Source organism: Acinetobacter johnsonii CIP 64.6 (genome assembly GCF_000368045.1).
Lineage (GTDB): Bacteria > Pseudomonadota > Gammaproteobacteria > Pseudomonadales > Moraxellaceae > Acinetobacter > Acinetobacter johnsonii.
In genome coordinates this window covers 304,357-331,141 of sequence record NZ_KB849236.1, presented here as the reverse complement: position 1 = coordinate 331,141, position 26,785 = coordinate 304,357, and the positions used below count along the sequence as shown (strand labels likewise).

At 41.9% G+C, this 26,785-nt stretch carries 24 protein-coding genes and 1 tRNA gene; 13 read left to right on the top strand and 12 right to left on the bottom strand.

What is annotated here, in order from left to right; genetic code table 11:
• Window positions 1-96 precede the first annotated feature (96 nt).
• Entirely contained in the window at window positions 97-1,002 is a 906-nt protein-coding gene (gene htpX, locus F986_RS12580) for a protease HtpX (RefSeq protein ID WP_004695643.1), read from the top strand.
• Window positions 1,003-1,072: 70 nt separating this feature from the next.
• On the opposite strand, the gene F986_RS12575 is transcribed toward htpX, so the two are convergent.
• The 4 genes from F986_RS12575 to F986_RS12560 all read right to left on the bottom strand — a co-directional run bounded on the left by F986_RS12575 (window position 1,073) and on the right by F986_RS12560 (window position 6,738).
• Entirely contained in the window at window positions 1,073-1,438 is a 366-nt protein-coding gene (locus F986_RS12575) for a bleomycin resistance protein (RefSeq protein WP_004695641.1), read from the bottom strand.
• Between the two features lie 6 nt (window positions 1,439-1,444).
• Window positions 1,445-2,038 carry a DUF4112 domain-containing protein gene (locus tag F986_RS12570; RefSeq protein WP_004695639.1) on the bottom strand — a complete coding sequence of 198 codons (594 nt, stop codon included), beginning with the start codon at window positions 2,036-2,038 and terminating at the stop codon, window positions 1,445-1,447.
• A gap of 115 nt (window positions 2,039-2,153) precedes the next feature.
• Window positions 2,154-3,500, bottom strand: a complete 1,347-nt coding sequence (gene mgtE, locus F986_RS12565) for a magnesium transporter (RefSeq protein WP_004695636.1) — start codon at window positions 3,498-3,500, stop codon at window positions 2,154-2,156.
• Between the two features lie 133 nt (window positions 3,501-3,633).
• The gene (locus tag F986_RS12560) at window positions 3,634-6,738 is read right to left on the bottom strand and encodes a multidrug efflux RND transporter permease subunit (protein WP_004695633.1); all 3,105 of its coding nucleotides are present in this window, start codon (window positions 6,736-6,738) and stop codon (window positions 3,634-3,636) included.
• Window positions 6,739-6,994: 256 nt separating this feature from the next.
• On the opposite strand from F986_RS12560, the gene F986_RS12555 reads away from it, so the two are divergent.
• Window positions 6,995-8,134, top strand: a complete 1,140-nt coding sequence (locus F986_RS12555; protein WP_004695632.1) for a glycerophosphodiester phosphodiesterase — start codon at window positions 6,995-6,997, stop codon at window positions 8,132-8,134.
• A 217-nt stretch (window positions 8,135-8,351) separates the two neighbouring features.
• Window positions 8,352-8,726: a diacylglycerol kinase gene (locus F986_RS12550; protein WP_026056375.1), complete on the top strand. Its 375-nt coding sequence runs from the start codon at window positions 8,352-8,354 to the stop codon at window positions 8,724-8,726.
• Between the two features lie 103 nt (window positions 8,727-8,829).
• Here F986_RS12550 and F986_RS12545 read toward each other — a convergent pair whose 3' ends face one another.
• Window positions 8,830-10,434, bottom strand: coding sequence for an isocitrate lyase (locus F986_RS12545; protein WP_004695627.1), 1,605 nt, complete (start codon window positions 10,432-10,434; stop codon window positions 8,830-8,832).
• A gap of 647 nt (window positions 10,435-11,081) precedes the next feature.
• On the opposite strand from F986_RS12545, the gene F986_RS12540 reads away from it, so the two are divergent.
• From F986_RS12540 to F986_RS12525, 4 genes are all read left to right on the top strand, one after another.
• Entirely contained in the window at window positions 11,082-12,071 is a 990-nt protein-coding gene (locus tag F986_RS12540) for a LysR family transcriptional regulator (RefSeq protein WP_004695623.1), read from the top strand.
• Between the two features lie 129 nt (window positions 12,072-12,200).
• Entirely contained in the window at window positions 12,201-13,529 is a 1,329-nt protein-coding gene (locus F986_RS12535) for a polyamine export protein PaeA (protein ID WP_004695622.1), read from the top strand.
• A gap of 236 nt (window positions 13,530-13,765) precedes the next feature.
• A complete protein-coding gene (locus tag F986_RS12530; RefSeq protein WP_004695619.1) occupies window positions 13,766-15,106 on the top strand; it encodes a CitMHS family transporter in 1,341 nt (446 codons plus the stop codon).
• A gap of 121 nt (window positions 15,107-15,227) precedes the next feature.
• A complete protein-coding gene (locus F986_RS12525) occupies window positions 15,228-15,512 on the top strand; it encodes a hypothetical protein (protein ID WP_004695618.1) in 285 nt (94 codons plus the stop codon).
• Between the two features lie 47 nt (window positions 15,513-15,559).
• Here the strand turns inward: F986_RS12525 and F986_RS12520 are convergent, their stop codons facing one another.
• Window positions 15,560-16,072: a hypothetical protein gene (locus F986_RS12520; protein WP_004695616.1), complete on the bottom strand. Its 513-nt coding sequence runs from the start codon at window positions 16,070-16,072 to the stop codon at window positions 15,560-15,562.
• 173 nt (window positions 16,073-16,245) lie between these two features.
• On the opposite strand from F986_RS12520, the gene F986_RS12515 reads away from it, so the two are divergent.
• Window positions 16,246-16,974 carry a hypothetical protein gene (locus F986_RS12515; protein ID WP_004695614.1) on the top strand — a complete coding sequence of 243 codons (729 nt, stop codon included), beginning with the start codon at window positions 16,246-16,248 and terminating at the stop codon, window positions 16,972-16,974.
• Window positions 16,975-17,014: 40 nt separating this feature from the next.
• On the opposite strand, the gene F986_RS12510 is transcribed toward F986_RS12515, so the two are convergent.
• Window positions 17,015-18,781, bottom strand: coding sequence for an alkaline phosphatase D family protein (locus tag F986_RS12510; RefSeq protein WP_004695613.1), 1,767 nt, complete (start codon window positions 18,779-18,781; stop codon window positions 17,015-17,017).
• A 213-nt stretch (window positions 18,782-18,994) separates the two neighbouring features.
• Here F986_RS12510 and F986_RS12505 point away from each other — a divergent pair.
• Together F986_RS12505 and F986_RS12500 are read left to right on the top strand one after the other, a co-directional pair.
• Window positions 18,995-19,080, top strand: a tRNA-Leu gene (locus F986_RS12505).
• Window positions 19,081-19,178: 98 nt separating this feature from the next.
• Window positions 19,179-19,547 (top strand): hypothetical protein, encoded by a 369-nt coding sequence (locus F986_RS12500; RefSeq protein ID WP_004695612.1) that lies wholly within the window; start codon window positions 19,179-19,181, stop codon window positions 19,545-19,547.
• A gap of 55 nt (window positions 19,548-19,602) precedes the next feature.
• Here F986_RS12500 and F986_RS12495 read toward each other — a convergent pair whose 3' ends face one another.
• The 4 genes from F986_RS12495 to rlmE form a co-directional block, all read right to left on the bottom strand.
• Window positions 19,603-19,914 carry a DUF5713 family protein gene (locus tag F986_RS12495; RefSeq protein ID WP_004695611.1) on the bottom strand — a complete coding sequence of 104 codons (312 nt, stop codon included), beginning with the start codon at window positions 19,912-19,914 and terminating at the stop codon, window positions 19,603-19,605.
• 160 nt (window positions 19,915-20,074) lie between these two features.
• Window positions 20,075-20,926, bottom strand: a complete 852-nt coding sequence (gene folP, locus F986_RS12490) for a dihydropteroate synthase (RefSeq protein WP_004695610.1) — start codon at window positions 20,924-20,926, stop codon at window positions 20,075-20,077.
• A gap of 135 nt (window positions 20,927-21,061) precedes the next feature.
• The gene (gene ftsH / locus F986_RS12485; RefSeq protein ID WP_004695609.1) at window positions 21,062-22,954 is read right to left on the bottom strand and encodes an ATP-dependent zinc metalloprotease FtsH; all 1,893 of its coding nucleotides are present in this window, start codon (window positions 22,952-22,954) and stop codon (window positions 21,062-21,064) included.
• Between the two features lie 132 nt (window positions 22,955-23,086).
• Entirely contained in the window at window positions 23,087-23,737 is a 651-nt protein-coding gene (gene rlmE, locus F986_RS12480; protein ID WP_004695608.1) for a 23S rRNA (uridine(2552)-2'-O)-methyltransferase RlmE, read from the bottom strand.
• A 194-nt stretch (window positions 23,738-23,931) separates the two neighbouring features.
• Here rlmE and yhbY point away from each other — a divergent pair, with 194 nt between their 5' ends.
• Together yhbY and F986_RS12470 are read left to right on the top strand one after the other, a co-directional pair.
• Entirely contained in the window at window positions 23,932-24,255 is a 324-nt protein-coding gene (gene yhbY, locus F986_RS12475; protein WP_004695606.1) for a ribosome assembly RNA-binding protein YhbY, read from the top strand.
• A gap of 12 nt (window positions 24,256-24,267) precedes the next feature.
• Complete coding sequence (locus tag F986_RS12470; protein ID WP_004695605.1) at window positions 24,268-24,807, top strand: DOMON-like domain-containing protein; 540 nt, start codon at window positions 24,268-24,270, stop codon at window positions 24,805-24,807.
• A gap of 73 nt (window positions 24,808-24,880) precedes the next feature.
• Here the strand turns inward: F986_RS12470 and F986_RS12465 are convergent, their stop codons facing one another.
• Window positions 24,881-25,327, bottom strand: a complete 447-nt coding sequence (locus F986_RS12465) for a hypothetical protein (RefSeq protein ID WP_004695604.1) — start codon at window positions 25,325-25,327, stop codon at window positions 24,881-24,883.
• Window positions 25,328-25,635: 308 nt separating this feature from the next.
• Here F986_RS12465 and carA point away from each other — a divergent pair, with 308 nt between their 5' ends.
• Window positions 25,636-26,778, top strand: coding sequence for a glutamine-hydrolyzing carbamoyl-phosphate synthase small subunit (carA, locus tag F986_RS12460; protein ID WP_004695603.1), 1,143 nt, complete (start codon window positions 25,636-25,638; stop codon window positions 26,776-26,778).
• The last annotated feature ends 7 nt before the right edge of the window (window positions 26,779-26,785 follow it).

Sequence of the window (26,785 nt, the reverse complement as noted above, 5' to 3'; positions counted from 1 at the left end):
TTTTTCTTGAATTTTGAAGAGTTTCACCTCATATTGAGATCAATGATTTTCGATTTATAAATCAGATTATTTTTTTATTATAAGAGGATTTTCTCAATGATGCGGATTGGTTTGTTCTTGCTAACCAACCTCGCGGTACTGGTTGTAGCTGGCATTATCTTGTCACTCTTCGGTGTCGGTAGTTACCATGGCGCGGGTGGCTTAAATCTAGGTAACCTACTGGTTATCTGTTTTGTCTTTGGTATGGTTGGCTCAATGATTTCTCTATTCATGTCAAAATGGATGGCGAAAAAAACAACTGGTACAGAGTTAATTGACCCAAATGCCCCGCGCAACCAAGCTGAAGCATGGTTGTTACAAGAAGTCGCTCAATTGGCGCAACGTTCTGGTATTAAAATGCCAGAAGTCGGTATTTTCCCGTCTTACCAATCTAATGCTTTTGCTACAGGTTGGAACAAGAACGATGCATTAGTTGCCGTTTCTACCGGCTTACTTGAGCGTATGAATAAAGACGAGCTTCGTGCAGTCTTGGCTCACGAAATTGGTCACGTGGCCAATGGTGACATGGTGACTTTGGCGCTCGTTCAAGGTGTCGTGAACGCCTTTGTGATGTTCTTTGCACGTGTCGCAGGTGATTTCATTGACCGTAATGTCTTTGGTCGTGAAGACGGAGAAGCTCCAGGTTTAGCTTATTTTGCCATTACCATCGTGCTGGATATTGTCTTTGGTATTTTAGCTTCTGCAATCGTAATGTGGTTCTCCCGCTACCGCGAATATCGTGCAGATGAAGCAGGTGCACGTCTTGCAGGCAAACAAGCAATGATTTCTGCCTTGTTGCGTTTACAAGCCGAGTCACAACTTCCAGATGCGATGCCTAAAGAAATGAAAGCGTTTGCGATCGCGGCAGGTCAAGAGCAAGGCTTTAGTTTAGCTGCTTTGTTCCAAACCCACCCAACGATTGAACAACGTGTTGCTGCTTTACAACAGCTCGATTGTCCATAAACAATTCGTTCACTAGATTTGAAAAAGCCTCCGCATGGAGGCTTTTTTGTGACTCGGCATAAGAACATTTTCATTCAATCGTCACTTCGATGCAGCGTAATAAACTGCCATTTGGGTCAATGATGCAAAACTGGCGGATCTCATCAAAATCCTGAATATCGGTCATACGGGCAGTTTCCCACAAAGACCAATTCACTTTAGACCAGTATTCATAATAGGATTGAATCTCCGCTACGCGAATACAGGCACTATGCCATGAACTATTTGGGTCTAAATGCGGATGATGGAAAAACTCCAGTGTCATCTCGCCCAAACGCATAATCATCCACTCGGGGGACTGATAAACCAGATTAAAGCCCAAGCTTTGATAAAATGAAGCAGTGCACGCCAAATCAATCGCTGGCAAATTTGCCGTAATCTGACCTTCAAATTTCATGAGTGGCTATCCTAAGTTTAGTCCCTGTAACCAATGCCACATCACACTACCACCCCACCACAATAAGCCCATAAAACACACCAAAAAGATCAGGCCAAACAAATCGGGGATGTGTAGCCAAAGCCATGCCACTACTGGGTTTCGCCAAAATGCGGACTGTTGCTGTTTCTTTTCCAATTTTTCATGGAGAAAAGGATGCGTCACATGATGCTCTGAATGAATTTGGTATTCTTCCCGAATATGGTCATGAACCACATCCAGTGCTTTACGACTCGGACGTATAAAAATATCAAACAATGTCCCTAACACAGGGATAAAACCGACCACAGCGTCAATCATAGCCAGCTTCAATACTGGACTCAATTTCTCTTGCGGTACACCAATTTGCTTAGCTTTATAAATGGCATAACACGTTAGGGCAAAACCAGCGATATCCCCAGCAATCGGAACAGTACTCAACGCAGCATCGGCACCGACACCCTGCTTGGTGAACGGAATACGCACCACAGAATCCATCATATTGGCATATTTGGCCAAATCACGCTCTAAACGAATGACATCTTGCTGGCTCATTTTTTTTTGTTCAAAGGGTTCAGGCATGTTGTTACTGACCTCCATCATTTCAACCACATTAACATCATAAAACCACTGAATTATGCTGGTTTTTATGACTTTTTTCTGTGCTAACTTTGTGCTGAAACAATTGCTTATAAGTTTAAGACAAGGTCAGAATTTGCGACGCAATCAGCAGATATACCACCACGCCTGACGCATCACAAATTGAGGTGACCAAAGGTGCAGATGCACTGGCTGGGTCGAGTTTCATGCGGTTTAAGATAAACGGCAGACTCATACCAATCAGACAACCCATCAACACAATACCCATCATACTCAGTGCCAATACTACGGCGACCAGAATGTCCCCACGGAAATAACCCAAAATGGAAACAGCAGTTGCCATAGTTCCGCCCAGACACAGCGCAACCAAACTTTCACGTCCTAGCAAATAAAACCAGTCTTTAAAATGTACATCGCCCGTTGCCAGTGCACGTACCATTAAGGTTGCAGACTGAGACCCCGCATTTCCTCCACTTCCCACCAGTAAAGGTAGGAAAAATACCAAAACAATATGTGCCGCAATCAAGTCTTCAAAGTGCGCAATTCCCAGCCCTGAGAGTAAACTGCCAAAAACCAGAAACACCAACCAAAACACCCGCTTCTTATACAGTAAGAGGATTGGAGCCGTTTTAATACTCATCTGCGGACTGGCCGCAACCGCACTACTTTTTAGAATATCTTCTGTGGTTTCTTGTTGTACCACATCCATTGCATCGTCATAAGTCACAATCCCCAATAGACGCTGCTGCTCATCGACAATGGGCAAAGCCATAAAATCATAATGAGCCAGTTTCTGTGCAATACTTTCCTGATCCTCACTGACTAAACCCGTAATGACATGGCTGGTCATAACCTGTCCAATCAATTGCTCAGGTGGAGACTGAATAATTTGCCGCAGCGAAATCACCCCGTGTAAATAACGCGAGGCATCGGTCACATAGATGAGATATAAAGTTTCACTTTCCGCTGCATGCTGTCGTATATGTTGAATCGCCTGTTGCATGGTCATTTCGGCATGTACCGTAATGACCTCGGTACTCATAATTGCACCCGCAGACTCGGCTGGATAATCCATCAAGGTCTTCAGCTGGGCTTGAACATGCGCATCTAGCTGCGGAAAAATCTGACCTTGAACCTCTTGTGCCAAGCTTTGAAATAAATCGGTACGGTCATCCGAATGCATATGAGCCAATAACCTCACCAGCAAAGTCTGAGGCAATTGCGCTGCTAGCTGCTGTTGCTCGGTTAATGCTAAAAACTCAAAGACATAACTGGCTTGTGGTAATTGTTTCAATAGCCGAATTTGGTCATTTATAGGCAGGCCCATTAAAATATCAGCCAAATCCGCAGTGCTGTACTGTTTCAAACTTTGGATAAAAGCATGGTTATCGGGCTGATTTAATTGCTCTTGGAAATCTTGCTGTGAAAATGACGGATTTGGCATACACCACTCAAATATTGTTTTTCTTTATCTGTCCGAGTATAGCAAAGGATCTTTAAATGTCAGGCCTTTCGGCCTGATTGGGTTAAATGTTCGCTTTGCCTATTCGCTGCATACGAATGTTTCGGATTCGATCTTAAACCTCGTCCTGAGGAGTTCGTCCATGAAACACACGGCGAACCAAAACATACATTAAAGGAATAAACAGCAATACCAACACCGTGCCAAAAATCACGCCACCGAGTACACTCACCCCAATTTCCTGACGACTTGCTGCCCCTGCACCAAAGGCAAAGACCAGAGGTGTGACACCCGCGCCAAAAGCCAAAGACGTCATTAAAATCGGGCGTAGACGTAAGCTTGCTCCTTCCAAGGCAGCTTCAATTGCAGTCTGGCCTTTTTGCTGCGCCAATGAAGCAAATTCCACAATTAAAATCGCATTTTTACAGGACAGACCAATTGTGGTCAGCAAGGCAATTTGAAAGTAAATATCATTCGGAAAACCCGTCAAATAACTGAACAGAATATTGCCGCCAATACCGAGTGGAATCGCACTCATGACGGCTGTTGGAATACTCCAACTTTCATAAAGTGCCGCAAGGCATAAAAAGATAAAGCCTATGGAGACCAAATACAGCTGCAATGCTTGGTTATTGGACTGGTTTTCCTCGAACGATAATCCGCTCCACGCCAGATCAATACCATCATGCCCTCGTACCATATCTTGTACGTCTTGCATGGCTTGTCCAGAACTAACATTTTGTGCTGTATCCGCCTCCATTTCTAGTGCGGTATAGCCCATAAAGCGATTCACCACCTCAGGGCCTCCGCTCCAAGACACTTGGGCAAAATTTGTAAAAGGAATCATTTGGTTCAGATCATTACGTACGGTCCACGCTTGAAGATCATCAGGTTTTGAACGAAATTCGGCATCCCCTTGCATAATTACCCGCTTAATCCGACCACGGTCAATAAAGTCATTGATATAACTTCCGCCCCAAGCACTGGATAAAGTGCTATTAATGGCGGTCTGGCTGAGTCCATTCGCCAAAGCTTGCTTTTGGTTCACATCCACTTTGAGTTCAGCTTTATCTGGGTTAGAACGTTTATCTAAATTGCTAAAACTAGAATACTGCTTGGATGCTTCCTGCAAAGTTTTGAACTGTGCTTCTAAATAGGCACGACCTTCGCCATTGATATCACGTATCCAAAACTCCATGCCATCGGTTTGCCCTAAGCCACTGACTGAAGACGGCATATTTACATTAATTTGCGCATTTCGATGCGATCTAAAATGAGCAATCGCCCGTTCTCGAATCGCTTGTGCGGAGTTCTCTTTCCCCTTACGTTCATCCCAATGTTTCAACGCAATAAAACCCTGACCTAAATTTTGTCCCGTCCCCGAGAAATTACGACCATAACGGATCATCACCAAATAGATATTGGCCTGTTCTTTATCTAAAAAGTATTGGCGAATTTCTTCCCCAACCACACGGCTTTGACTCAGCGGTGCACCATCGGCCAGTTTAAACTGGACACTTAAAATACCCTGATCTTCACTGGGAATAAAACTGGTCGGCAAAGCACGATAAAACAGCGCAAAGACGGCAATTAACGCCACAAAAACTACCAGCATGATTTTACTGTGCTGAATGGTCTGGCTACTCAGCTTTAAATAACGCTGTTTTAGCTGATCTAACGTCAGATTAAACCAAGTTGCCCATCGTGCCGATTTATCATTGGGTTTTAAAATTAAGGCACATAGTGCAGGCGTTAGAATTAATGCGACCAGCAGAGATAGCGCCATGGCAGCAACCAAGGTCATTGAAAACTGACGGTAGATCACTCCTGTCGAGCCACCGAAAAAGGCCATGGGAATAAACACTGCAGTTAACACCAAAGTAATCCCAATCAATGCCCCACTGATTTCCTGCATCGATGCAATCGAAGCTTGTTGAGCACTCATCTGCTGTTCATGCATCAGCCGTTCAACGTTTTCCACCACCACAATCGCATCATCCACCAGAAGCCCGATAGCTAAGACCAATGCAAATAAGGTTAAGGTGTTGATACTCATCCCGAGCACATACAGAATGGCCAGCGTGCCCAAAATTACAACAGGCACAGTGATAGTGGGAATCAACGTTGCACGCCAATTTTGCAAAAAGACAAACATGACCACAATCACCAAAAGCACTGCTTCAAACAGTGTTTTGACCACTTCCTTAATCGACTCTTGCACAAAAGGCGTGTTATCACGTGGATAAACAATTTGATAGCCTTCTGGGAGTTTAGAGGACAATCGGCTGACTTCTTGTTTGATCAATGCCGAAGTTGCCAGTGCATTGGCCCCTGAAGACAATGAAATGCCCATACCCGCTGAAGGAAAACCATTAATGGTATTAAACGACTGATAATTTTCCGCGCCCAGTTCCACCCGTGCGACGTCTTTTAAATAAATAAAACTGCCATCACGGGTCGATTTGACAATGATGTTCTCAAATTCTTCAACGGTTTTTAAACGTGTACCGGAGGTAACTTTGGCATTTAAATATTGATCTGACAGGCTTGGTAACTCACCAATTGCCCCTGCGGCCACTTGCGTGTTTTGCGCTTCAACCGCCGCACGAATATCACTCGGCATCAGTCCATATTGACGCAATTTGTGCGGATTCAGCCATAAGCGCATGGCATACTGTGCGCCAAAGACATCAACCTCACCAACCCCATCAATACGGGCTAAATCTTGCTCCAAATGCGTCATCATATAATCAGACAGCGCAATATTGCTGCTTTTGCCTGTTCGGTCATATAAGCCAATCACCATATGCGTATCGCCAAGCGACTTATAAACATTGACCCCTTGACGCTGTACATCTTCTGGTAAACGGTTAATCACTCCATTGATGGCATTTTGAACTTGCACCTGAGCGGTATCTGGGTCAGTTCCATTCTCAAAACTAATGCTGATTCGACTACGGCCATTCGAGTCACTGCTCGAACTAAAATACAGTAAATGATCAATCCCTTTAATTTGCTGCTCTAAAACCTGAGTAACGCTCTCCTCCACCGTCTCTGCCGACGCACCCGTATATGTTGCACTCACCGTAATTCGCGGAGGTGCAATATCGGGGTAGCGCTCTACAGGCAACTGAAAGGTGGCAAATAAACCAAATGCCATCACGATAATCGCCAGCACACCAGCAAAAATTGGACGATGAATAAAAAATTTAGACAGCATGGGTCTGCGGTACTCTTGGGTCTGAGGCTAGATCTAGAAACTGGTATCACTTTATGCTTGATCTTCTATGACGAATCATTAAAAAACAAGACTTAACAACATGAAATAGAACATTAGAGCTAAATATGAAGAAACTATGAAGAAAGCTTTTTGACCAATTGATGACATCCTGTAATTTTTCGCAATTTGTCATTAATCTGAGATATTAAAATTGAACACTGAGTCCGCAACACCACAATAAAATGTTGAGGAACACATGTTAAAAAGAACATTATTGAGTTTTATTTTTTTAAGTTTATTGGGCTGTCATCATGATGAGAAAGACAATGCAGCATCCCAGCCACCATCAAACAACGCCGAATACATTGAGCCTGCATTGCTTATTATTGGACATCGCGGCGCCAGCGCGCTACGCCCTGAACATACCTTAGCCGCTTACCAAAAAGCAATTGATGATGGTGCAGATTTTATTGAGCCTGATTTGGTGCCAACTCTAGACGGTTATTTAATCGCTCGCCATGAAAATGAAATCGGAGGAACCACCAATGTCAGCAGCTTGCCGCAGTTTGCAGAACGGAAGACCAGTAAAGTCGTTGATGGCGTGACTTACACAGGTTGGTTTACTGAAGACTTTACTTTAAACGAGCTGAAGCAACTGAAGGCACGAGAACGTATTCCAGAGATTCGTCCAGCAAATGCCCAATATAATGATCAATTTGATCTGCCCACTTTAGATGAAATTATTGAACTCGTAGATGCGTACTATAAAAAGACAGGAAAAATTGTGGGCCTGTATATCGAAACCAAACATTCCAGCTATTTCCAAGGTCTCAATTTGGCCATGGAGCAACGCTTATTAACCACGCTGGCCAAACACACCTATAGTCGTGACATTGCGCCAGTCTATATCCAGTCGTTTGAAGTCAGCAACTTAAAACAGATGCGTCAACAGTTGGATCAATTAAAATCGATTCGACATGCCAAAATTATTCAACTCTATGGTGGCAAGTCCGAACAACCTGCCGATGCTGTGCTTGCCAAATCAACACTCCGCTATAGTGATATGGCAACACCTCAAGGACTGAAAGACGTCGCAAGCTATGCGCATGGTGTCGGACCAAGCAAAACCTATATCGTGCCGAATACTCAGCCAGCGACCCCGTCCAGTTTTGTGAACAATGCACACGCAGTGGGCTTAAAAGTACATCCTTATACCCTACGCCCAGAAAATAATTTCTTAGCAGACTATTTAGACTGTAGCGCGATAGCCGCTGAAAAGTGCGAAAAAGGCGCGCTGGCAGAGTTTGAAATTTTCTTTAAAGCTGGAGTGGATGGTATCTTTACCGATGACCCTGCTTTGGGACGTCAAGCAGCGGATGCTTTTTTGAAAAAATAGAATAAGTCACACACAAAGCAAAGCAGACATCTAATAAGCATCTCGTTTGCTTTCAACCAATATCCATCCTTTAACTATAGAGATTAAAAAGCAGGCTTTTTAATCTCTTTCTCCTTATTTTAGGTGCGCATAGATTAAGCACTTTTTGAATACTATAATTAAGTGACTTTTAATATAGATCATGTATTGTGGCTGAAATTTTAAAATGGTTGATGGTATGAGCCAATATTCCCCACTCAAAGGCAAGTCAGGTTTTAAACGTATTTTTAATGCAACTCATTATTCCATTTCAGGTTTTAAGGCTGCATTTGCGCATGAGGCTGCTTTTCGCCAAGTCCTGTTGATTAACCTGATTCTAATTCCAACAAGCTTTTTCTGTGCTGTCAGTCGCTTAGAACAAGCCCTCATGGTAGCCGTTTGTTTACTTGCAATTATTGTTGAATTGTTCAATTCAGCCATTGAGGCGATTGTGGATCGTATTTCACTAGAGCGCCATGAGCTTTCAAAAAATGCCAAAGACATGGGTAGTGCTGCACAGTTTGTTTCTTTAAGTATTATCTTTATTGTTTGGCTACTGATTCTGATGCCTTAACCTCTTTGTTCAATATTTCACGTTCAATCTGTTCAAAAAGCTCAAAATTAATTCATAAAAAAACCCTGCTTTAGCAGGGTTTTTTTATGAATCAGTTCAGTGCTTAGTGAGCAGCGAATTGGTTCATTGTGTTTTTAGCATCATCGTGCGCTTTAAGAGCGTTGTCACCAGAGAAGATTTCTTTGTGATCATCACCGATGTCAGAACCCGCCATTGCTTGGTGTTTAACACAAGCGATACCACCACGGATTTCTTTACGTTGTACGCCAGCAACATAAGCCAACATACCTTCAGAACCGAAGTAACCTTGTGCAAGCTCATGAGTAGAAAGAGCAGCAGTGTGGTAAGTCGGAAGTGTGATCAAGTGATGGAACACACCCGCTTCACGAGCAGCATCTGCTTGGAATGTACGGATCTTAGCGTCTGCATCAGCAGCTAATTCAGTAGCATCGTACTCAGCGCTCATTAATTTAGCACGGTCGTAAGCAGAAACGTCTTTACCTTCAGCAACCCAACGGTCGTAAGCTTGTTGACGGAAGTTCAACGTCCAGTTGAATGATGGAGAGTTGTTGTAAACAAGTTTCGCATTTGGAACTGTTTCTTTAACACGGTTAACCATGTGCGCGATTTCGTCAACGTTTGGAGTCGCAGTTTCGATCCAAAGAAGGTCAGCACCATTTTGAAGGCTAGATACACAGTCAAGAACAACACGGTCAATTTGAGTGTCCGGACGGAATTGGTATAGACCAGAAGCCAAACGTTTTGGACGGTGAAGTTTACCATCACGCTTGATTAGGATTTCGTCTTCTTGAGCATCAGCAATGTCAATTTCAACAGTGTCTAGGAAACCGATGTATTGAGAAGCGATGTCACCTGGCTCTTTAACCACTGGGATTTTTTGAGTCAAGTCAGCGCCTTCAGAGTCAGTACGCGCAACGATGATACCGTCATCAAGACCCATTTCTAAGAATGCATAACGTAATGCATGGATTTTAGAGATGAAGTCTTCATGTGGAACAGTTACTTTACCAGCTTGGTGACCACATTGTTTCGCGTCAGATACTTGGTTTTCGATTTGTAGTGCACAAGCACCAGCTTCAATCATTTTACGAGCAAGTAAGTAAGTCGCTTCTTCGTTACCGAAACCAGCATCGATGTCCGCAATAATTGGCACAACGTGAGTTTGGAAACCGTCGATTTGTGCAGTGATTTCAGCAGCTTTAGCAGTATCGCCTGCTTCGTTTGCTTTTTTAAGCGCACGGAAAAGGTCGTTTAATTCTTTCGCATCAGCTTGGCGTAAGAACGTGTAGATTTCTTCGATCAACGCAGGTACTGAAGTTTTTTCATGCATAGATTGGTCAGGAAGTGGACCAAATTCTGAACGAAGCGCAGCAACCATCCAACCAGAAAGGTAGATGTAACGACGTTCAGTCGTACCGAAGTATTTTTTGTTCGCAATCATTTTTTGTTGTGCGATGAAACCGTGCCAGCAACCCAAAGACTGAGTGTATTTGCTAGAGTCAGCATCATAAGCAGCCATATCACGACGCATAATTGCAGCTGTGTATTTAGCGATATCTAAACCAGTTTTGAAACGGTTTTGGATTTGCATACGCGCAGCATCTTCAGGACTGATGTCTGCCCAAGTGCTACCGAATTTTGCTTTTAATTCGCGGATTGCATCAATCGCTGTTTGATATGTAGTCATGATATTTCCTGTAATAATATTAGGATTTTCTTCAACGAAAAGCTAAAATCAGACCCTCAAGCTTTTGCTTAGATTTAGAGCGCTTCGTTGCGATGAATACAGATTAGATTGACAGAATAAATTAATCCAATATTCTGCATTAATTTTCAGTATTTATTTAAAAAATATATAGATAAAAGTCTAATTATATTTCGATAAAACATAATTAAGTAATTGTTATTTTTAAACTTAAATAAAATAAGAAAACCGTGAAAAATACATCCTTTGTCGAATATTTCTTCATTAGACTTAAGTCTCGGCCGTTGGAAAAAAGAGTTCAAACCAAAAATCAATACTTAATTTGACCCAAATGACAAAAGTTCAATATTCAGCAAAAAGAGTATTTATCACGCTTTTATTCCATCAATAACAGGCCAGCTTAAGCCATTTTCTAAGCAATAATCTGAGCCTCAATTTACGCATATTGAGACATTGCTTAGGACTAATATGCTCTCCGTTTTTAAGCATAAAAACCCATTTTCTGAGAAAATGAAGGGGGTATTCTTTGTACAACCCGATGCTTTTTTTTTCGTCAGTTTATTACACAAGCCCGATGGCTTATGGCATAATGCAAACAATTTCATGATTTTATTCTCGGTATTTATTTTATGAATCTGGAGCGGGTTGATCTAAACCTCTTAATTTACTTGGACGTACTTTTACGCGAAAAAAATGTAACCCGAGCAGCTGAACAATTGGGTGTCACCCAACCAGCAATGAGTAATATTCTACGTCGTCTTCGTAACTTATTTAATGATCCCCTGCTAATTCGCTCTTCTGAAGGTATGACACCGACCGAACGGGCTTTAGAGTTACAACCCCGCATACGTGACGCTCTTTCTGATCTCTCCATGATTTTGGAACCTCGTACCGAGTTCCGTCCTTACACTTCAAACCGTGTTTTCCGTATTATGACTTCGGACTATGCCGAAGCAACCTTAGTTCCCCGCCTCGTTAAAGCATTACGTTCTGAAGCACCCAATGTGGTTTTAGACTTCTTAACTCCAAGTGATGTGTCATATCGTGATATGGAACAAGGTAAAGTTGATCTAGCCATTAACCGATTCAATGAAATTCCACAAAGCTTCCACCAAGTTTTGGTCTGGCGTGACAGTTTTTCATGTCTACTCAACGGTAAACACCCCGCTGCCAGCAACTTAAACCTAAAAAGTTACCTCGATGCACAGCATATTTGGGTCTCTAAAACAGGTATGGGCGTTGGTTTCGGCGTTAACCCTGAAAAACAAGCAGGTCTAGGTTGGATTGATCAAGCTTTAGAACGGATTGGCCAAAAACGTAAAATTTCGGTCTTCACCCGACATTATCAAATGCCTGCACTATTGGCTTCAAATGTAGATTTGATCGCGACTTTACCGACCCGTATTGCACGCTTACAAGCCAAAAGTCAAAACCTCCTGATTAAAGACCCACCTTTTTATATTCCAGAACTTGAGTTGAAAATGGCATGGTGTCCACTGTTACATCACCATCCTGCACATCGCTGGCTCAGACAGCTGATTTTGTATGTGGCACGTCAAATGATTGAGGAAGAAAATCGTGAGTTTTTAGGCAATAACTCGCAATTCTCACATTATTAAGCATTCAAGCTCTAAATAATTCATTTTCATACCAATAACTCAGGTATGATAGAAGACAGTAAGTGATTACTGTCTTTATTTTTTTGTGTTAAAAATATTCATAATAACGATGAATCACAGGTGGATTCCGTGAGCCTTTTTCAAAACATAGTTATCATTCTAGTCCTAATTGCTGGGGCGGGTTTCTTGTCTCTGACAGAAATCGCACTGGCAGGAGCACGTAAGGTCAAGCTGAAAATCTTGGCTGAGTCGGGCGATGATCGCGCACAGAAAGTTTTGAATTTACAAGAAAATTCTGCTGACTTCTTTGCCGCTTCACAAATTGGCTTAAACGCAGTGGCAATCTTGGGCGGTATTTTAGGTGAAGGGGCTTTTCGTCCTTACTTCATGAGCTTTGTTGCTCGTTTTTATACTGGCCCTTGGTCTGAAACCATTAGCTTTGCTCTATCTTTCACTTTAGTCACCTCACTATTTATTTTGTTTGCTGACCTCATGCCAAAACGTTTAGCCATGATTGCCCCTGAAAAAATCTCTATTGCAGTGATTAACCCCATTCAGGTGTTTATTAAGGTCTGCAAACCTTTGGCTTGGATTATTAATGCCCTTGCCAACTTGTTATTCCGCCTGTTTAAAGTGAATACCACCCGTGATGACAACATTACCTTTGATGATATTTCGGCAGTGATGGATGCGGGTGCGCAAGCTGGGGTGCTACAAAAGCAAGAACACCATTTCATTGAAAACGTATTTGAACTTGAAGAGCGGAATGTACCTTCAAGTATGACCACGCGTGAAAATGTGGTGTATTTTACTTTAAATGAATCTGAAGCCAGCATTCGTCAAAAATTGGCTGAATATCCTTATTCTAAGTTTTTAGTTTGTAGTGAAAATATTGATGATGTAATTGGCTATGTGGATGCCAAAGATATTCTGGTCCGTATTCTGAATAATCAATCTTTACTACAACTCAATGAAAGCACTATTCGTAATGTTCTCACCATTCCAGACACATTAACCTTGTCTGAGTTATTAGACCGTTTCCGCTCCACCAAAGAAAAGTTTGCTGTTGTGATTAACGAATATGCTTTGGTCGTGGGCGTCATCACCCTGTCAGACATTATGATTACGGTCATGGGCGACTGGGTTACTCCAATTGAAGCCGAACAACAGATCATTAAACGTGATAATAATTCATGGCTGATTGATGGCAGCACGCCGATTGAAGACATGAAGCATGCACTGGCCATTGATGAAATGCCAGATGAAGAAAATTATGAAACCTTGGCTGGTTTTATGATGTACCGTCTACGCAAAATTCCACGCCCTGCCGATACCGTAGAATACGCAGGCTTTAAATTTGAAGTGGTTGATGTCGATCATTTTAAGATTGACCAACTTTTAGTGACGCGCTTACTTGAAGAAACACTACAGCCTGCAACCCAAACAGTCGAGGAATAGAAACATCGCCTTGAATTAAAACCTTGCAACTGCAAGGTTTTTTTTGCTTCAGATTTAACCATATGAAGTTATACAAAATAAGTATCTTAACCATACTTTACAGATATATATTATTTATTAGAAAAATAGAATGAAAAATCACATATGTTTAAGAGCATTTAAAAATCATGCTGAATTGCATACTATCGCTGTCACTTGATGAATAAACAGACTTAACACGTTCAAAGGATTGATCCATGCTGACCATTTTAGGTTTAGGCATGATTATGTGCTTCATGTACTTAATCATGTCCAAACGACTGAGCGCTCTTGTTGCTTTAACTTTAATCCCTATCATTTTTGCATTACTTACTTATGTTTTAAGTCTCTTTGTTGACAACCTTGCTGGATTTGATATTGCTGAACTTGGCAATATGATGATGGAAGGCATTAAAAAGCTCGCTCCTACGGGCGTAATGCTCCTTTTCGCAATCCTTTATTTTGCAATTATGATCGACACGGGTCTATTCGACCCTTCAGTGAAGTGGATTTTAAAGCAGGTTAAAGGTGATCCTTTAAAAGTGACCCTCGGCACCATTACACTGACTTTAATTGTTTCCTTGGATGGTGACGGTTCAACCACTTACATGATCTGTGTTGCCGCAATGCTACCGCTGTATAAGCGTATTGGTATGAGCCCTTTAATTATGGCTTGTCTAATGATGCTTGCGAGCGGAATCATGAACCTAACGCCATGGGGTGGACCAACAGCACGTGCTGCAACGGCATTGCATGTCGATCCAAACGATGTCTTTGTTCCGATGATTTTACCAATGCTCGTTGCAATTGGGTGGTTATACTTCCTCGGCTTTATGTATGGCCGTATGGAGCGTAAACGCATTGGTATTGTGGAATTAGATATTAGCCATGGTGACAGTATTCAGATTTCGCAAGAACCTGAAGCCAACCGTGCCCACTTAAGATGGTTTAACTCTCTACTAACTTTGGTCTTGATGGTCTGCTTAGTAATGGGCATTTTACCTGCGGCGATTCTGTTCATGGTTGCCCTGTGTATTGCCTTGGTGGTGAACTATCCAGATCTAGACATGCAAAAGCGTTTGGTTGGTAACCACTCTGCCAGTGCCTTAGCTGTAGTCGGGATTATCTTTGCGGCAGGTATTTTTACCGGTATTTTATCGGGTACAGGTATGGTTGAAGCCATGTCTCAAGAACTGGTTGCCATTATTCCAGAAAGTATGGGGCCGTATTTAGCACCTATCACGGCTGTGATTAGTATGCCACTGACCTTCTTCATGTCGAATGATGCCTTCTACTTTGGTGTACTGCCTGTACTCTCTGAAGCCGCTGGACACTATGGTATCACTCCTGTGGAAATGGTTCGTGCATCGATTGTTGGTCAACCTGTACACTTACTGTCCCCATTGGTTCCATCGACTTACTTACTCTGTGGATTGGCAGGAATTAACTTTGGTGAACACCAAGAATTTACCATCAGGTGGGCGGTGATTACTTGTTTAGTGATGCTGGTTACAGCGATGATCTTTGGTATTTTCCCACTTTACTCAACACTGGGTTAATCAAATACTCATACTGAGTTATAACGAACCTTAAGCTCAACAACCGATAAATACCCGATGTATCACATCGGGTATTTTCATTTATAATGCCTTGATATAACAATATAATAGAGTCAAGCTTATGTCTTTTTCATTGCCTGCTATTTTGGCGTGTACTTTCTTTTATTCTGCGCTTTATCTGATTTACTATTATTTTTCCCAATACAGCCACACACTTCTGATCGTAAGTGCGATTGTTTTGCTGATTTTAGCATGGCGGATTACACCTTATGCTTATGAACGTGGGCAACGCAGCTTTAACGATACTCTGTCTTTTGGACAATATTTCTGGAATCCACTCATTACATGGTGGCGACTGTTCATTTGGCCCATCAGCTTATTACTGTCTTGGATTTTCCATAGCTAATATAGCCCCATAAAAAAAGCACCCGAAGGTGCTTTGATACTGCGATCTTAACGACCATACAATTCTAGCAATTTATCTAAAGTTGCTTGATAGTGAATGGTAATATCTTCAGATAAAATTTTATATGCACTGTCAAACTGAACCATTGGCCAGCCTTCTTTCCAAAATGGGAAGATGTTGTGCAAATCATGTGTCACGGTCGCATCTTCCCGTACAATGGCTTGTGCAACTTGTGACAAGACTTGTGCTGTTTCCGCACCATCAATCGCCATGTAATCAATCCCACGTACTTTTAAAATACGGATGCGGTCTTTCTTATAACGAATTTTTTTGGCTTGACCTTCATTCAAGCCCAATGCCAAAGCTACAGCTTCAACAAATTTGCTTTCAAAAGATTGGTTTAAAGCCACAATCGCAAGTTTATGTGCTTCTTGACGACCCGCTTTACCGCCTTTACGAATCTCTTCTTTTGCCTCTGTATCAAGCTCATCGTCTTTCATAGACTGCAAAATGTCTAAAATTTCGATATCACTTAAAGATTCAGGAGAATGATCAGTCATGAACTGCCCTTAGACAAAAAAATTGAATCCGACATTTTCGCATAATTCAGAGCGAAAAAGCGAAATTGTTGTGCTTTTCTCTGTGAATATTCTGTTTCACGTATTTTTTTGAGCCATCCCCTTCCAAATCTACTATAGTAAAGGCTATTTTTCTCATACGCTCTTTTTTGACGATGCAATCCAAACAAGTTCAACTGTTACTGCAACAATTAGAGACCCTTTACCCTGCCGCATTTAAACGTAATTACTTGCTTTATAGTCAAATCAAAACACGCGGTATTTTAGATGACCAGCGTGAAGTTATTCCGTGGGTTTTGGCGGTGATGATTTTTATTCCAATCAGCTTAATTCTGAAAGATTTTTACTTAACTCACTTGGAGAATCTCGATCCGCTCCAAAGTCACAGTTATGCCATTATCAGTATTTTATTGGTGCTGATGTGGGTCTTACCTTTTGTCATTAAACAAATTAAACATTCATCAAACTCCCTGTATCAACTGCAACGCCATGCGCCCTTCAAACTCGCTGCCGTGATTCTTTTAAGTGGACTAAATCTGGTGTTCCTTGAAAGCAGTTTGCTAATGTGGATCTTGTTTTATTTTGGTGTGAACTTTGGTTTTGTGCGCTTCTATAAAGAAAATTTATTTCGAGACCACAGCCAGTCGGTTGAACATCACCAGTTACAACAACTCAGACGTGTCTGCTTTTGGGCCTATAAGCAAACGCTCAAATCACGACTCCAATTACGCTTTAGCTCCCATCAATCTGAAGATTATCAGGCACGTAAAACCCAGCTGGGGCATGAAGCAGATTTATATGTGCAACTACTGAAGTATGAGCATGCTTACTGTAAGCAGATTAAGCATATCGATCTCGATAGTTATATCGATGAGAAATTATAAAAAAACCGAGCAATGATGCTCGGTTTTTTCTAGGGTCATTTTATGCCGTTTGCTTTAACGCACTGACTGGTGATAATGTCGGGTCTAATATCACTTGATGCGAGCGAGTTTCATCAACGATGTATTCTTTGTGCTTAATGGTATCTACAAAAATCCAATCCGCTTGTACCCGCTCTGCGGTAAAACGGACTTTCAAATAACCACGTTGATTCAAGTTGCAATAATTCAACTCCTCAATCAAACTGGTAAATGCAAATTCAAATTCTTGCAGTTGCTGCATCGGAATGGACAAATATTTCTCCAACCCAGGGGAAGAGACTGAACTGGTCGCCAACTCCACGCCAACCAATACCCCATCTTTACTCGATAAATCCGAAGCCCAAGCATTGTGGGTATCTCCAGCAAGGACCACAACTTTTTTCTTAAGTTGTGCCAAAGTGCCATACAAAATTTCACGCTCAGCAAAATAGCCGTCCCACGCATCTAAGTTATAAGGTGCAGTAACCGCAAGACGTGCTTTTTCCTCTGGACTTACGGTTGGATCACCTGCATCCATTCGAGCTTTAATTTTTAATAGTTCAGTGATTTGTGTGGTGATTTTACTTAAGGTCTCAGGACTAGGATTACCTGCTGTAATTTCTGCCAGCGACATTAACAATTCTGCTGGAACAAACATTTTGCTCATCAGAATCTGCTGGCCGAGTAAATTCCATGTTGCCGTAGATTGCTGAAGTTTCTGCAATAACCAATTTCGCTGCTCCACACCCATCAAGGTACGCGCAGGATTGATTAAATCGGCTTGAAATTTTGCAATATCTAAACCTGTAGCAGTCATATAGTTTGCATAATCTAATTGCACATTACGCGCAATAATACGTGTATCCAGCATCGTCAGTTGAACAAGCGTGCCAAAGTCAAATTGACGATAAATCTTGATATGTTGATCATCAATTGGACGAATTGGCATCCACTCAAAATAGGCCGCTAGTGCCGCTAGTTTACGTTCTAGGAAATCGCCTTCAGTATCTGACTGATGATTTTCAGCACCCTTTTCCCATGTATCATTTGCGAGTTCATGGTCATCCCAAATCACAATAAAAGGATGACGTTGATGCGCAGCCTGCAAATCTGCATCTAGTCGGTATAAGGCATAACGTTTGCGATAGTCATCTAAGCGAATAATTTCTGTATTATTATCATCCGCCAGTGTGCGCCCCATCGCGACTGCCTCTTCTGTAGCATAGCCTCCCATACCATACTCATAGATGTAATCTCCCAAATGAATGACAACATCGACATCCTGTTTGGCCATTTCTTTATAAACATGGAAATAGCCGGCTGGATAATTTGAACATGAGCATACGGCAAACTGTACCGACTGCACTTGCGTTGCCAAGGTTTTAGTTTGCCCTGTGATTGAATACTTCGACGCCGATTTAAAACGGTAGAAATAAACTTGTCCCGCAGCAAGTCCCGTCACATCCACTTTCACAGTAAAATCTTGTGCAGCTGTAGTCAGCACCTTTCCTGTTGCTGTAATGTTTTTAAAGTCTGCATCTTTTGCCACATCCCACTGCACTTCTAAACGCGCACTGCTATCCGTCGGTGTTACACGTGTCCAAATGATAACTTGAGTTTGTAAAGGATCACCACTGGCAACCCCATGCAAAAATTGCACTTGCGTGTTGGGCTGTGTGTTTGAGTCGGCATCATCACCACAAGCGGTCAGTGAAATAGGTAAAGATAAAGCACCAAATCCTGCCAAAGTTTTTTGAATAAGTTCTCGGCGGTTCATTTTTTTTGTCATGTGGATTGCCTAAAGACGATATGGACTTGAAATTTATGCGAAAAAGATGACACCCATATCTCAAGTCGATGACATTTTTATGAAGCCTGAACAAGTGCAGCACAGATAATTTTGCTATTTTTTAAACATAAACCGCTGAATTGATTGAAAAGAAAGCAAATAATCACAAATAGACTTGCCAACTTTTATTTCGTCCTCTATTATTGCGCTCATGCCCGAGTGGTGAAATCGGTAGACACAGGGGATTTAAAATCCCCCGCCCACAAAGCGTGCCAGTTCGAGTCTGGCCTCGGGCACCATTCTTAAGCTAATTAAGATGGTGCAATAAAAAAATCCAGCAATATGCTGGTTTTTTTATGTCTATAATTTATGCCTCGAAGCACATAACAATCACAATATGAAAAAGAATACCCTCATTATCATCCTGAGCCTAGTTTTTTCAAACTTCAGCCATGCAAACCCCACCTCGCAGCAAACAGATAGCGATACGTTTTATGACTTGTTTGCAGGCACGATTATTGAAAAAGACCACCAACTTTATTTACATGCGTGTAAATCAGTAGATGCTCATTTTAAATTAAGCTTTAATCACACTAAAGATGAGCAACATATTCGTGAGCTCATGAAAAAGCATCCAAAATTTTGGCTGAATCTCAGTGCAAATGCTGAAATGGTCGAAGGCGAATACGTGATGACAGTCGATGCGATTGGAGATGAACATTTGAACCAAAGTTGTCATCTCACCGATCTTTTAGATGAACTGTAACAGCAATCTCAGCTTCTAAAGCAAAAACTAACTGCGCTTGAAATGAGAAAGTGAATCACCACTCTCTGTTCACCACCAATTCTTCCATTTCAATATCCATAAACCCAGCACCTTGTACCACCATCATCATCGCTTCAGCAATAAAATCGGCAGCAGAGTCATCTAATGATGAATCTAGATCTTCAAAATGCGGCTTCATTTCATTAATTTCAGCCACTGTAGCATTGGCATATTGATAAATATCACCCTCAGATTTTGCTTTTACAATTTTTTTAGCAAAAGTCTCAACATGCTGCTTCACTTCAGCAACAAGAATATCGGGATAATATTCATCATCAAACATAGGGAGAAGTAAATCTGCAAACATACAGGCACTCAAAATGAGAAACTTAAAAAACGAGTCTATATAACATAAACCAAACAAATCACCAAATAAAAAAGCAGCATCTGAAGATGCTGCCAGTCTAAAAATCTAATATAGATCAAATTTACAAATTAAATCATTAGCTCAGCATTCCACCGCCGCATTAAGCCATATTCATCGCTTGCCAAACCTTGATCGCATCACTCATGGCTTTGACATCATGGGCGCGCACCATACACGCGCCTTGTTGAATACTCAGCAAATGTCCCGCTACAGAACCCACGGCCCGCTGCCCTGCATCGGCCCCACCTAAAGCTTCTCCGATAAAGCGCTTTCGTGACAATGCGGACAAGATGGGATACCCGAGCTGATTCAGCTGATGGAATTCGTTTAAAAGCTTAAGGTTCTGCTTTGCATTTTTAGCAAAGCCAAAACCCGGATCAATCATGATATTTTCAGCTTTGACACCAGCCTTGAGTGCATCCGACACGCGCTGGGAAAGCTCAGCCATCACATCTAAAGTGACATTATCATATTGATCTAAACCATTCATGGTGGTCGGTTCACCACGCATATGCATGATGATCACTGGAATATTCAGTTCAGCTGCCGTCTCTAAAGTATTAGGACGTGTTAATGCTCGTACATCATTCCAAATATGCGCACCTGCTGCGACCGCTGCTTGAATCACTTCAGGTTGAGAGGTATCAATCGAAATGACCACATCAAGTTCAGCCAAAGCTTCCACCACTGGGACGACACGACGAATCTCTTCCTCAACCTCAACCACAGATGCACCTGGACGTGTAGATTCCCCCCCAACATCGATGACTGTCGCCCCATCCGCAATCATTTGCTGAGCATGCGTAAGCGCTTGTGCTTTGCCATTATGTTTGCCGCCATCACTGAACGAGTCTGGCGTCACATTTAAAATACCCATCACATGCGGTACCGACAGGTCGAGTGATAGCTCACCACAACGTAGGATTTTCTTCGGCAAAGCCATCAATTGCATGTAATATTCTCCAGTTCAACTTACATTATCTTAACGCGTTCCCACTTTTAAGTGCCTATTTTTCTTCATCGGCAGTGGAAAATCTGCGCAATAAAAAACCACCCGAAGGTGGTTTTTTATTTTAACTTTTAAAAATTAAGTTGCAGATGGTAATGGTGGTGGTGTACTTGGACCATCCGTTGGAGTTACATCCATCACAGGATTTTCTGCAACATATACTTTTGGTGGTTGTGGCTCACGACCTTCCATAATGTCACGAATTTGCTCGCGATCAATCGTTTCCCATTCCATCAGAGCTTTCACCATCGCATGAGCAATATCTTTATTGTTTTCTAAGATATTGCGTGCGACATGGTATTGCTCATCGATGATACGACGAACTTCAGCATCTACTTGTTGCTGTGTTGCTTCAGAAATCGTACGACTACCAATGCTGCCCATGAATGATTGCTGAGAATCATCTTCATACACCATTACACCAAGTTTGTCAGACATACCGTACTTGGTCACCATCGCACGTGCCATTTTAGTTGCACGTTCAAAGTCGTTTGAAGCACCTGTCGACATTTGGTTGATAAAGATTTCTTCAGCAATACGACCACCAAACAAAATTGAAAGTTCATTCAACATTTTGTCTTTATAGTGGCTGGTTTGGTCATGTTCAGGCAACTGCCAAGTTACACCCAACGCCCAACCACGCGGCATAATAGTCACTTTATGTACAGGGTCTGTACCCGGCAGAATTTCAGCCACAATCGCATGACCAGCTTCATGGTACGCAGTTGCACGACGTTCTTCTTCACGAATCACCATCGACTTACGTTCAGGGCCCATGTACAACTTGTCTTTTGCATCTTCAAAATCATGCATATCGACAGTGTTCTTGTTACGACGCGCAGCAAAGAGTGCAGCTTCGTTCACAAGGTTCGCCAATTGTGCACCCGAGAAGCCTGGCGTACCACGTGCAAGCACTTGTACATCGACACCAGTCACTGAAGGCAATTTCTTCATGTGAACATTTAAGATTTGCTCACGACCTTTAATGTCTGGTAAGCCAACCATTACTTGGCGGTCAAAACGACCCGGACGGAGTAAAGCTTTATCCAGTACATCGGCACGGTTTGTCGCAGCAATGACGATAATACCTTCATTACCTTCAAAGCCATCCATTTCCACCAACATTTGGTTCAAGGTTTGCTCACGCTCATCGTGACCACCACCTGTACCTGAACCACGATGACGACCCACAGCATCAATCTCATCAATAAAGATGATACATGGCGCATGACGTTTCGCTTGTTCAAACATGTCGCGAACACGAGACGCACCCACACCCACGAACATTTCAACAAAGTCAGAACCAGAAATACTAAAGAATGGTACTTTCGCTTCGCCTGCAATTGCTTTTGCAAGTAAAGTTTTACCTGTACCCGGTGGACCCACCATTAACACGCCTTTAGGAATCGTTGCACCTAAGCGTTTAAATTTTGAAGGATCTTTTAAGAAATCAACAATTTCTACAACTTCTTGCTTTGCTTCATCACAGCCAGCGACGTCGGTAAAAGTCACTTTAATTTGGTCTTCTGCCAACATTTTTGCTTTTGACTTACCAAAACTCATTGGACCGTTTTTACCACCTGCTCCGCCACCCATGTTGCGCATAAAGAACATGAATAACAAAATGATTAAAAGTACAGGGAAGCTTGCGATCAAAAGTTGCATCAATAAACCTTGGCGCGCAGGTGCAGTACCTTCAACGACAACGTTATTTTTAATCAGATTAGGCATAAGCTCTGGGTCTTGAACCGCAGGACGAATACTTTCAAACTCTGAACCGTTTGATTTTTGGCCATGAATTCGTTCGCCATCAATTGTCACTTGCTTAATTTGACCAGCATTCACCGCAGCAACAAACTCTGAATAATTCATCGCTGTCGGCTTTTCATTGCTACTGACATTACTGAAAATAAGGATCAGTACGCCCAGTATCACTAGCCACAATATGGCATTCTTGAAGAGATCGCTCAAAGCTTTATTCCCATATCAATCTAATTTGATCATGCCCTATCGGGTGACCTTAAAGTTTCTGCTGAAGATCAGCTTCGCAAAATAATAAAAAGGTACAAAATGCACAATTTTTAACGACTTGGCAAGTAAACTTTATTTGAAAGCCTTCTTACGGCCTTGCCCAACTAAGAATACTTCCTTAGATCGGGCACGTGATGCAGCAGGTTTTACTGTCTTTAACACATCAAAGTTGTCGACTACTTGCTTACGGAACTCGTCAAAGCCTGTACCTTGGAATACCTTTACAACAAATTGACCATTTGGACCGAGCACTTTCGTAGCAAAATCGATGGCCAATTCACAGAGGTAAATCTGGCGAGGTTGATCTACAGCCTTGTTACCTGAAGTATTGGGGGCCATATCTGAAATTACAACGTCTACTTTACGTCCATCTAAAATATTTAACAATTTATCGAATACTTCTTGCTCACGGAAGTCACCTTGCAAGAAGGTCACATCTGGAAGTGCGTCCATTTCCAAAATGTCAGATGCAACCACTAATCCTCGATCACCGACCAGCTTTCCTGCAATTTGTGACCAACTTCCAGGTGCAGCACCCAAGTCAACCACGGTCATGCCTGGACGAATGATGTTATATTTTTCTTGAATTTCAAGTAATTTATAAGCTGCACGTGCTCGATAACCTTCTTTTTGCGCTTTTTTCACAAAATGATCATCAAGGTGCTCTCTCATCCACGCACGGCTACTTTTGGATAACTTTTGGTTGGTAATGCGTGTTGCCATATCTCTCTAAAACATTAAAATTTCTTAAACTTAATTGTACGTTAAATTCTCTAGGCTTGCAGTATACATCTGTATCCAAATCTTGGGTTTTAGTTGTTTTTTTCTATTATCTAAATCGATTATTTCCACAGAATATAAAGCGTTTAATTTCGCAGTTTGTTATACTAAGCCGTTTTTAAAATTAGGTTATCTTTATGGCGACTTTATCCATTCAGGAACGCAAGCGTTTGCGTCAAATCGGTCATGCTTTAAACCCAGTGGTAATGCTTGGCGGTTCAGGTCTGACTGAAAATGTCGTTGAAGAAATTTTACGTGCTTTAAACGACCACGAATTGATTAAAGTCAAAGTCGCGGGTGAAGACCGTGAAGAGCGCGCTGCAATCATTGCAGAAATTGCCTCAACTACAGGTGCAGAAATTGTACAGACCATTGGTAAGATTGCGTTGCTTTACAAAAAAGCGGCGAAACAAAATGCCAAATTGTCTAATTTAGTTCGTTTCGCTCACGCAGCAAAATAATTGTAGTTTTTTATGGCAAGTTACGAACTCAGTGCATTTGATCGTCGCTTTCAAGCTATTTCGCTTGTTGGTGCGATTGAACAACAAAGCCCATATGCTCTCAATATCGGCTTTTGGTTACGCGATCCCAATTTGTACATGCACTGGCCCGAAGTCGTGAATGCAAATCCTCGTCAAGACTTTTTATGGGAAAACACCTGTTTTGAAGTCTTTATCGGGGTAAAAGGCGAAGATTATTATCGCGAGATCAATCTCTCCCCTTCGCAAGCTTGGCAGGCCTATCAGTTTGAGGAATATCGTTATCCTGAAGATATGCCGCCACAGGTCGCTTATGATATTGAACTCAATCAATTGAAGCGCACCCACTATGGTTTAAATGTCAGCATTGATCTGACTGAATTTATGCTGCAACACAAACTCAAATGGGCTGACCTATATCTAGGTCTATCAGCTGTGTTGAATACATCACAAGGTCAACAGTTCTATGCGATGCAGCATAGTGGTCAACAAGCTGACTTTCACAATAAACGTGATTGGTTGCATCAGTTTTAATCCAGATCAATAAAAAAGTGAGGCTATGACCTCACTTTTTTATGCACTTAATCTTGAGCCTCGTACAGCTAGATTATTTGTTTGAAACTTTATTCCACGCATCTAAGGTGTGTTCTTTTGAACGTTTAAACGTTTCAGTCAACTGATCTTTATGTTTTACTGAAATTTCGCTGACATCACCTTTTAACTCTTTACCTAGTTTGGTCAAGTCATCTAAAACAGCCGTAAACTCAGTTTTAACAAACTCTTTTAGTTCAGTTAAGTCTTTTTGAGAGTTCGATAACTGCCCTTTAATGGTTTCTAAGCGCAGTAAAAGATCTTGTTTAAACTGGCGGAGTTGCTCTTGCACACTGGCATTTAACTGCTTCGCTTCAGCTTCAAGCTTTTCTTTGCTTTCAACTACCGCTTCAGTGACCTGCTCTGTTGCTTCTTTCGCCACTTGCTCAAGCTTTTCAGTGCTTTCTACAACAACTTCTTTCAACGCTGGCTTTGGTTTGGTCACTTTGTCTTGTTCAGTCATGATGTTATTCCTGTTGTTATATACACAGCGACAGCTTAGCGTGATTCGATAAAATTTAGATTTTGATTTGTTAGACAATTATTTGTTGTTACATTTTTCTTTACAAAACTTAGAAACAGCATCCGCTACAAAATAAAAGCACTTTATCTTGTTAATTCCATCTTATTGGCATGGACTTTGTTAGTGAAGTTGCGTATAGTGCCATGTTAAGTTCAAGCGAGCAGACATAGGGAGGGTAGGTTTTTAGATAGCCTTCCTTTTTTTTCGTCTACTCGCTTTTTTACAGCCTAAATTTCAGGAGCTTTGGTTTGAGCACCCCAGCAATTTTAGCCCTTGCCGATGGTACGATCTTTAAAGGAACGTCTATTGGTGCATCGGGTAGTACGACTGGTGAAGTCGTTTTCAACACTGCCATGACTGGCTATCAAGAAATTTTGACTGACCCGAGTTATGCACAGCAACTTGTGACTTTAACTTACCCTCATATCGGTAACACAGGTTGTAATGATGAAGACGCTGAGTCAGGTCGAATTCATAAAGTGTGGGCCAACGGATTAATTATTCGTGACCTACCTTTATTGCATAGCAACTTCCGATCAACGCAATCTTTAGGCGAATACTTAAAAGAACATAATGTTGTCGCAATTGCAGATATTGATACGCGTAAATTAACCCGTATTTTGCGTGACAAAGGTGCGCAAAATGGTTGCATCCTTGCTGGTGAAAATATTACTGAAGAGCAGGCTTTAGAAAAAGCACGCGCATTCGGTGGTTTAAATGGTTTAGACCTAGCGAAAGAATGCTGTGACCCAACTGGTTTCGAATGGACAGAAGGTTCTTGGGTATTAGGCAAAGGCTTCACACAACCTGAACTTAAATTCCATGTTGTTGCATACGACTACGGTGTCAAAACCAACATCTTACGTATGCTTGCAGACCGCGGTTGTAAACTCACTGTCGTGCCTGCACAAACTCCTGCTGCTGACGTGCTAGCATTGAATCCGGATGGCGTGTTCTTATCGAACGGCCCTGGCGATCCAGCTGCATGTGACTATGCAATTGAAGCTGTAAAAACAATTGTAGAAGACGCTCGCAACCTACCTGTCTTTGGTATTTGCTTGGGTCACCAAATTCTTGCACTTGCCTCAGGTGCAAAAACGGTGAAAATGCCGCATGGCCACCACGGTGCTAACCACCCTGTTCAAAACATGGAAACAGGCACAGTGATGATTACTTCTCAAAACCACGGCTTCGCAGTGGATGCAGAAACTCTTCCTGCAAACTTGAAAGCTACGCACAAGTCTTTGTTCGATCAAACTCTTCAAGGGATTCATCGTACAGACAAACCAGCGTTCAGCTTCCAAGGTCACCCTGAAGCAAGCCCTGGTCCGCATGACTGCGCACCATTGTTCGATCATTTCATCGAACTTATCGAAGCATCTAAGAAGTAATTAAGGA

Excerpts from the sequence above, each read along its gene's own strand:
- htpX (WP_004695643.1), top strand. The coding sequence starts at position 97 with ATGATGCGGATTGGTTTGTTCTTGCTAACCAACCTCGCGGTACTGGTT.
- F986_RS12575 (WP_004695641.1), bottom strand. The coding sequence starts at position 1,438 with ATGAAATTTGAAGGTCAGATTACGGCAAATTTGCCAGCGATTGATTTG.
- F986_RS12570 (WP_004695639.1), bottom strand. The coding sequence starts at position 2,038 with ATGCCTGAACCCTTTGAACAAAAAAAAATGAGCCAGCAAGATGTCATT.
- mgtE (WP_004695636.1), bottom strand. The coding sequence starts at position 3,500 with ATGCCAAATCCGTCATTTTCACAGCAAGATTTCCAAGAGCAATTAAAT.
- F986_RS12560 (WP_004695633.1), bottom strand. The coding sequence starts at position 6,738 with ATGCTGTCTAAATTTTTTATTCATCGTCCAATTTTTGCTGGTGTGCTG.
- F986_RS12555 (WP_004695632.1), top strand. The coding sequence starts at position 6,995 with ATGTTAAAAAGAACATTATTGAGTTTTATTTTTTTAAGTTTATTGGGC.
- F986_RS12550 (WP_026056375.1), top strand. The coding sequence starts at position 8,352 with ATGAGCCAATATTCCCCACTCAAAGGCAAGTCAGGTTTTAAACGTATT.
- F986_RS12545 (WP_004695627.1), bottom strand. The coding sequence starts at position 10,434 with ATGACTACATATCAAACAGCGATTGATGCAATCCGCGAATTAAAAGCA.
- F986_RS12540 (WP_004695623.1), top strand. The coding sequence starts at position 11,082 with ATGAATCTGGAGCGGGTTGATCTAAACCTCTTAATTTACTTGGACGTA.
- F986_RS12530 (WP_004695619.1), top strand. The coding sequence starts at position 13,766 with ATGCTGACCATTTTAGGTTTAGGCATGATTATGTGCTTCATGTACTTA.
- F986_RS12525 (WP_004695618.1), top strand. The coding sequence starts at position 15,228 with ATGTCTTTTTCATTGCCTGCTATTTTGGCGTGTACTTTCTTTTATTCT.
- F986_RS12520 (WP_004695616.1), bottom strand. The coding sequence starts at position 16,072 with ATGACTGATCATTCTCCTGAATCTTTAAGTGATATCGAAATTTTAGAC.
- F986_RS12515 (WP_004695614.1), top strand. The coding sequence starts at position 16,246 with ATGCAATCCAAACAAGTTCAACTGTTACTGCAACAATTAGAGACCCTT.
- F986_RS12510 (WP_004695613.1), bottom strand. The coding sequence starts at position 18,781 with ATGACAAAAAAAATGAACCGCCGAGAACTTATTCAAAAAACTTTGGCA.
- F986_RS12500 (WP_004695612.1), top strand. The coding sequence starts at position 19,179 with ATGAAAAAGAATACCCTCATTATCATCCTGAGCCTAGTTTTTTCAAAC.
- F986_RS12495 (WP_004695611.1), bottom strand. The coding sequence starts at position 19,914 with ATGTTTGCAGATTTACTTCTCCCTATGTTTGATGATGAATATTATCCC.
- folP (WP_004695610.1), bottom strand. The coding sequence starts at position 20,926 with ATGCAATTGATGGCTTTGCCGAAGAAAATCCTACGTTGTGGTGAGCTA.
- rlmE (WP_004695608.1), bottom strand. The coding sequence starts at position 23,737 with ATGGCAACACGCATTACCAACCAAAAGTTATCCAAAAGTAGCCGTGCG.
- yhbY (WP_004695606.1), top strand. The coding sequence starts at position 23,932 with ATGGCGACTTTATCCATTCAGGAACGCAAGCGTTTGCGTCAAATCGGT.
- F986_RS12470 (WP_004695605.1), top strand. The coding sequence starts at position 24,268 with ATGGCAAGTTACGAACTCAGTGCATTTGATCGTCGCTTTCAAGCTATT.
- F986_RS12465 (WP_004695604.1), bottom strand. The coding sequence starts at position 25,327 with ATGACTGAACAAGACAAAGTGACCAAACCAAAGCCAGCGTTGAAAGAA.